The organism is Phormidesmis sp. 146-33 (assembly GCF_052939515.1).
Map to the genome: position 1 here is coordinate 1 of NZ_JBJPHU010000248.1, position 2,606 is coordinate 2,606.

At 55.3% G+C, this 2,606-nt stretch carries 3 protein-coding genes; 2 read left to right on the top strand and 1 reads right to left on the bottom strand.

The features are described from left to right. On the top strand, positions 1-217 hold a 217-nt coding region (locus tag ACJ2PR_RS35580; RefSeq protein ID WP_446880595.1), incomplete at its 5' end, for a hypothetical protein. A gap of 4 nt (positions 218-221) precedes the next feature. On the opposite strand, the gene ACJ2PR_RS35585 is transcribed toward ACJ2PR_RS35580, so the two are convergent. Continuing rightward, positions 222-458, bottom strand: a complete 237-nt coding sequence (locus tag ACJ2PR_RS35585) for a hypothetical protein (RefSeq protein WP_446865945.1) — start codon at positions 456-458, stop codon at positions 222-224. A gap of 537 nt (positions 459-995) precedes the next feature. Between ACJ2PR_RS35585 and ACJ2PR_RS35590 the strand changes: the two genes are divergently transcribed. Beyond that, on the top strand, positions 996-2,606 hold a 1,611-nt coding region (locus ACJ2PR_RS35590; protein WP_446880596.1), incomplete at its 3' end, for a TIR domain-containing protein.

A 2,606-nucleotide genomic window follows, 5' to 3' on the forward strand; every position in this document is an offset into this window, starting at 1 on the left:
AACTCTGGAACTTTCTCTGGGTCAAAGTCCCCCAATTTTGGGGGATTTAGGGGGCGAATCCCCTGGCAACGAAGCGAGTCACTCTCATCGAACTGACGTTAAAACTAAGCTCGCGGAGGTGTCAGGCCGCCGAGCCGATGCAGCGAGTAGCCAGGGACTCGACGGCCCGCTTTATATTGCTTGTAATCAGAGTCGGGTAGGCAGCAAACCGGGATAGGTCACTACTTTCGGCGGCGGCGAGAGAGAATGCTCACCACTTCGCGGGGGTAGGGGGCTGGCAGCAAAGGACTCCACGCACTCACGTCGGCAAAGCCTCTGGCATAGAGGTTGTGAATGGTTTCGATCGTTCCTTCGCTTGACCCAATCACCAGCACTAACAGACGCTCCCAGTTACCGTCAGACTCATCGGGGTCGGGAACGGGAATTACGCCGGGATTTGCCAAAGAATTGTCAACCATGATTGTCTCCGTAGTTTTGGATTTGAAGAAAACCCAAAAACCTGGCCATCCCGATCGACTCGGAGGGGAGAATATTCCGAGAACCGCAGCGCAAAATCGAGGTGGCCAGGTGGAGTGTTAAAATCTCCATCAGCCCACTCAGACTGCTTACGACAGTGTGGGGGGTTAGCTATCCAGAGTTGTCTCACCAGCTTTGGATGGCGTTGGGCTAGATTTTCGAGTGACCTGCTACTTTCTCTCCATAAAGCAACTTAATCAGAGAGCATACCGACATTCTCCAGGGTCGTCAAGCATTTCGTCTGGGATTTTGTAGGCGTGAGGTTGCCGGGGTTTTTGGGCGAGGGGCTGAACGGTTGGATGGGGGGCGATCGCTCAACTCTCAAGCGGGGGAATGTCATGAACGAAGACTTTTCAAATATCGTCTGAAGTCGTGCCGCCCTAGTGCGATCAAGATTCCTAAGAATTGCTGAGTATTCCAGGGGTGAGGGGATTCGATTGCTACTTTATGTGGGTTAGATAAAAACTTCTTCTAGCCTCATGACTGACGTTTTTCTCTCCTACTCTCGGAAAGATAAGGCCTTTGTGCAAACGCTGCATGATGCGCTAAGGGCAGAACAGCGAGAAATTTGGGTCGATTGGCAGGCGATTCCGCTGACGGCTGACTGGTGGCAGGAGATTGAGCGCGGCATCGAAGGCACGAATACGTTTGTGTTTGTGATCAGTCCTGATTCTGTCGCGTCAGAGGTTTGTCGAGATGAGATCGATCACGCGGTTAAGCACAATAAGCGATTAGTGCCGATCGTTCATCGGGAGGGGTTTGAAGCGACCGCCGTGCATCCGATGTTGTCGAAGTACAATTGGCTGTTTTTTCGCGAGACGGATGAGTTCGATCGCGGCTTTGCTGATTTGGTGCGGGCGATCGAGACGGATTTGGAGTATGTGCGATCGCATACCCGGTTGACGGAGCGGGCGGTGGAGTGGGAGGGCAAGCAGCGCAATGAGAGTTTTTTGCTGCGGGGGATGGATCTGGCGGGGGCAGAAGACTGGCTGGTGCAGGGGGCGAGTAAGCAGCCGCAGGTGACGGAGCTTCAGGGGGAGTATATTCAGGCGAGTCGGCTGGCGGAGACGCAGCGGCAGCGAGTGGAGGCGAGGCGGCAACGGGCGTTTGTGGTGGGGGTGGGGGCGTTTGCGCTGGTGGCGATGGGGGCGGCGGCGTTTGCGTTTCAGCAGCGGCAGGAGGCCGTGACCCAAAAGCAGGAGGCGCAGAATAAAAGTGTTGAGGCGGAGTCTCAGAAGGTAGAGGCCCAGAAGCAAAGCCAACGGGCAGAACGAGAGAAACAAACTGCCCAGGCAGAAAAGGCAAGGGCGGAAGGCGCTTTGAAACAGGCGGAAGCCGCGAAGAAAACCGCAGAGCAAAGAGCGCAAGAGACGAAAGCGGCGCTGGTGAAGGTCGAAACGGCCCGTCAGAGCGAAGTGCAGCAGCGACAACTGGCCCAACAGCGACAGCAAGAGGCCCTGACGGCAAAGGGGGTGGCCGATCAGAAAACGATAGAAGCGCAACAGCAGCAAAATCGTGCGGAGACTGAGACCCAAAACGCTCGACGCGCAACTGCCCTGGCGGAGAAGGGACGCAAAAATTCAGAACTCAGCGCTCAAAGTCTCACGTCTCTCAATTTGTTGGCTTCTAATCTGCAACTGGAGTCCTTGGCGGAGGGCTTAAAGGCAGGACAAAAACTGAAACAGTGGGAGAAGGAATTAGATACAGGGACACCCATGCAGGTGAAAGCCACAATACAGCATGTGGTCTACGGTATCAACGAACGCAACCGGATGAAGGGGCACAGGGGATGGGTTCATAGCGTGAGTTTCAGCCCGGATGGCAAAACGCTGGCGACGGGGAGTTATGACAACACTGTCAAACTGTGGGACTTGCAGGGCAGGGAGCTGCAAACCTTGAAGGGGCACAGTGAACGTGTCAATAGCGTGAGTTTCAGCCCGGATGGCAAAACGCTGGCGACGGGGAGTTATGACAACACTGTCAAGCTGTGGGACTTGCAGGGGCGGGAGCTGCAAACCTTGAAGGGGCACAGCAGTTATGTCACGAGTGTGAGTTTCAGCCCGGATGGCAAAACGCTGGCGACGGGGAGT